The 3,280-nt window shown below is 70.6% G+C and carries 5 protein-coding genes and 1 pseudogene; 3 read left to right on the forward strand and 3 right to left on the reverse strand.

Translation table 11 applies throughout. The features are described 5' to 3' along the window. From IJH84_RS11405 to purS, 3 genes and pseudogenes are all read right to left on the reverse strand, one after another. A pseudogene (locus IJH84_RS11405) lies at positions 1–362 on the reverse strand (phosphoribosylformylglycinamidine synthase II); the annotation flags it as partial. A gap of 143 nt (positions 363–505) precedes the next feature. Further along, entirely contained in the window at positions 506–1,183 is a 678-nt protein-coding gene (gene purQ / locus IJH84_RS11410; RefSeq protein ID WP_200068795.1) for a phosphoribosylformylglycinamidine synthase subunit PurQ, read from the reverse strand. Next, entirely contained in the window at positions 1,180–1,419 is a 240-nt protein-coding gene (purS, locus tag IJH84_RS11415; protein WP_200068794.1) for a phosphoribosylformylglycinamidine synthase subunit PurS, read from the reverse strand. The genes purQ and purS overlap by 4 nt, the downstream gene beginning before the upstream one ends. Before the next feature lie 269 nt (positions 1,420–1,688). On the opposite strand from purS, the gene IJH84_RS11420 reads away from it, so the two are divergent. The 3 genes from IJH84_RS11420 to IJH84_RS11430 form a co-directional block, all read left to right on the forward strand. Next, entirely contained in the window at positions 1,689–2,327 is a 639-nt protein-coding gene (locus tag IJH84_RS11420) for a phosphatase PAP2 family protein (RefSeq protein ID WP_295143778.1), read from the forward strand. Positions 2,328–2,436: 109 nt separating this feature from the next. Continuing rightward, positions 2,437–3,045 (forward strand): hypothetical protein, encoded by a 609-nt coding sequence (locus IJH84_RS11425; protein ID WP_200068792.1) that lies wholly within the window; start codon positions 2,437–2,439, stop codon positions 3,043–3,045. After that, positions 3,045–3,280: hypothetical protein (locus IJH84_RS11430; RefSeq protein WP_295143782.1), on the forward strand; the 236-nt coding region annotated here is incomplete at its 3' end. The genes IJH84_RS11425 and IJH84_RS11430, both read left to right, overlap by 1 nt.

Consider the following 3,280-nt stretch of genomic DNA (forward strand, 5'->3'; position numbering starts at 1 on the left):
CCGACGCCGGTCGCGGCACCCTGGTACGGCTCCACGTAGGACGGGTGGTTGTGCGACTCGAGCTTGAACGTGACCGCCCAGCCGTCGCCGATGTCCACCACGCCGGCGTTCTCGCCGATGCCCGCCAGCATCTTCGAGCGCATCTCGTCGGTCGTGGTCTCGCCGAAGTACTTCAGGTGCACCTTGGAGGACTTGTAGGAGCAGTGCTCGCTCCACATCACCGAGTACATCGCCAGCTCGGCCTCGGTGGGGCGGCGGCCCAGGATCTCGCGGATCCGCTCGTACTCGTCGTCCTTGAGTCCCAGCTCGCGGTGCGGCTGCGGAGTGTCCGGAGTGGACTCCGCGGCGAGCACGGTGTCCAGCGCGGCGGCCTTCGCGGCGGGGACCTCCGCAGCGGGGGCGTCCTCGGCGGAGAACCGCTCACCGGTGCCGGTCTCGGTCGTCGGGCCGCCTGCCACGGCGTGGGTGCCCGAACCGCTAGCGGTCACGTCTTCGGGATCGTTCGTCACGCTGCCACCAGTGCGTCGAGAGCGGACAGGAACATGCCGAGCCCGTCGTCGGTAGGCCCGGTCAGCGGGTCGATGGCGTGCTCGGGGTGCGGCATCAGGCCGGCCACCCGGCCGCGCGCGTCGGTGATCCCGGCGATCTCGCGCAGCGAACCGTTCGGGTTGTCCTCGACGTAGCGCAGCAGCACGCGGCCTTCGCCTTCGAGCTCGTCGAGCACGGACTCGTCGGCCATGTAGGCGCCCTCACCGGACTTCAGCGGCACCAGCAGCTCTGCGCCCGCGTCGTAGCGGGTGGTCCAGGCCGAGGTGTTGTTCTCCACCTTGAGCCACTGGTCGCGGCACACGAAGTGCAGCGCGCAGTTGCGGGTCAGCGCGCCCGGCAGCAGGCCGGCCTCGCAGAGGATCTGGAAGCCGTTGCAGATGCCCAGCACCGGCATCCCCTGCCCGGCGGCGCGCACCACCTCGCCCATCACGGGGGCGAACTTCGCGATCGCGCCGCAGCGCAGGTAGTCGCCGTAGGAGAACCCGCCGGGCACGATCACCGCGTCCACGCCGCGCAGGTCGGCATCGGCGTGCCAGAGCGCGACCGCCTCGGCACCCGCGCGGCGCACGGCGCGCTGCGCGTCCACGTCGTCGAGGGTGCCGGGGAAGGTGATGACACCGATCTTCGCGCTCATGACTCCACCCGCCGAACCGTCCAGTCCTCGATCACCGGGTTCGCCAGGAACGTCTCGGCGATCTTGGCGAGGGTGGCGTCGTCGACGTCGTCGGCGACCTGAAGCTCGAACCGCTTCCCCTGGCGGACTTCCGAAACGCCCTCGAAACCGAGCCGGGGCAGCGCATTGGCCACCGCCTGACCCTGCGGGTCGAGGATCTCCTGCTTGGGCATGACGTCGACGACGACTCGGGCCACGGGCGATGCTCCCCCGGTTCGTGCAGATCCACCTGCTCGGTGCCGAGCCCCGGTGGATGTCCAGCAGTACTTCCAAAGGGTAACTGAGCTGCGAGTTCACCCGTCCGGACAGGGGCGGCGAGTGCGCTGTGGAACACACCGGTCGCGGCGGAGCGGTTCACCGGCGTCGCGGCGATACCGGTTTCGCGGGCCCGAGAGGGTTCCGCGGCGGGGCCTGTGCCACTCTGCCGGTACCTGTCGCCGCCGTGATCGAGGACCGACCAGCGCGCATGAGCAACACTGCCTTCGAGCCCACTCCGGCTGCTGAACCGTCGGCGAAGACCACGGCATCCCTGCGCCTCGCGCGGACCGTCACCGAGATCTTCGCGCCATGGGTGCTGATCACGCTGTTGCCGATCGGAGTGGCGTGGCAGGCCACCGGCTACCGCTGGTGGCCAGCGCTGGGATGGGGAGTGCTGGTGGCGGCCACCAGCGCGTTGATCCCGCAGGCGGTGATGACGGTCGGTGCCGCGCGGGGACGGTGGGACGGGCACCACGTGCGCGACCGCGCCGGGCGGCTGATCCCGTTCATCGCATTGATCGGCTCGGGCACGATCGGACTGGTGCTGCTCGTGACCGGTGGGGCACCGCGGGCGATGACCGCGCTGGACGCCGGAATGCTCGCGCTGGTGATCGTCGCCGGGGCGATCACCACCAAGTGGAAGATCTCGATGCACGCCGCGGCCGGGGGCGGCGCCACGGTCGTGCTGGCGCTGTTCTACGGACCTGCGTGGTGGCTGCTGGGCCTGGTCACGGCCGGGATCGGCTGGTCGCGGGTACGACTGGGGGACCACACGACAGCCCAGGTCGTCGCGGGCGCGCTGGCGGGAGCGTTGATCATCGGCGGTGGTTTCGCGGTCCTGGCCTGAGCGGTCCGGCCCGCTCGCGCGGTCGCTGCGCCCGCGGTCCGCGGTGGCCGGTCGTCCGGTCCGGAAGATCTTGTATTCACCGTGCGGGCTGTGCGCATACTCTCGCAGCGTGCGAGGACTGCTGTGCTGGCTGGGAACGTTGGGCGGTACCGAAGTGCCGGGTGGGCGCGCGGAGCTGCGCCGGATCCAGCAGCTCGAACGGGAATGCCGGCGGCTGCTGCGGCGGCTCGATCTGCCGGTACCGCTGGACATCGGCCAGCTGTGCACCGCGCTCGGCGAAGATCGCGGCCGCCGCATCGAGCTGATGCCGTTCGGCGCTCGCCCCGGCGGTCCGGTCGCCTCGTGGTGGCGCACCGACGAGATGGACGTGATCCTCTACCCGGACAACACCGGTCCGCTGCACACCTTCCAATGCATCGCGCACGAGCTCGGCCACTTGATCGCCGGGCACTCGACGACCACGAGCGACGTCAAACCGTCCGAGCTGCTGCAAGGGCTGTTCCCCACGGTCTCGCCCGAGCTGATCGACCGGATGTTCGGCCGGCACCGGCACCAGTACCAGGACGACTTCGCCGAGTACGAGGCCGAACGGGTCGCGACGACGATCCGCTGGTGGGCCGACGTGACCGGTGATCAACCGGTTGCCCGGCTGGCCGGGCAGCACGACGCCATCGCGCGGCTGGCCTCGTCCTTCACCGAACGACGAGGCTGGGCGTAATGGCGCTGATCACCCTGCTGTATCCGGTCGTCGGCGTGTTCCTGCTGTGCACGGCCGCGTTCAAGGCGCGCGACGTCGCCCGCGATCCGGACAACCGGGCGGTTCGGGCGGTCGTGCACACCGCGCTGGCCCTGGGGCTGGTGCTCATCATGATCGCCTCGACGCCGGCGCTGCGGACGATCCCCGGCGCGGAAGCCGCCGCGAGCACGGTCTGGCACATCGGAGCGCTCTGGGC

Origin of the sequence: Saccharopolyspora sp. (assembly GCF_017434145.1) — a bacterium.
Classification (GTDB): domain Bacteria; phylum Actinomycetota; class Actinomycetes; order Mycobacteriales; family Pseudonocardiaceae; genus Saccharopolyspora_C; species Saccharopolyspora_C galaxeae.

What these genes read in the sequence shown, in the direction of transcription:
- purQ (WP_200068795.1), bottom strand. Translation starts at nt 1,183, where the DNA reads ATGAGCGCGAAGATCGGTGTCATCACCTTCCCCGGCACCCTCGACGAC.
- IJH84_RS11420 (WP_295143778.1), top strand. Translation starts at nt 1,689, where the DNA reads ATGAGCAACACTGCCTTCGAGCCCACTCCGGCTGCTGAACCGTCGGCG.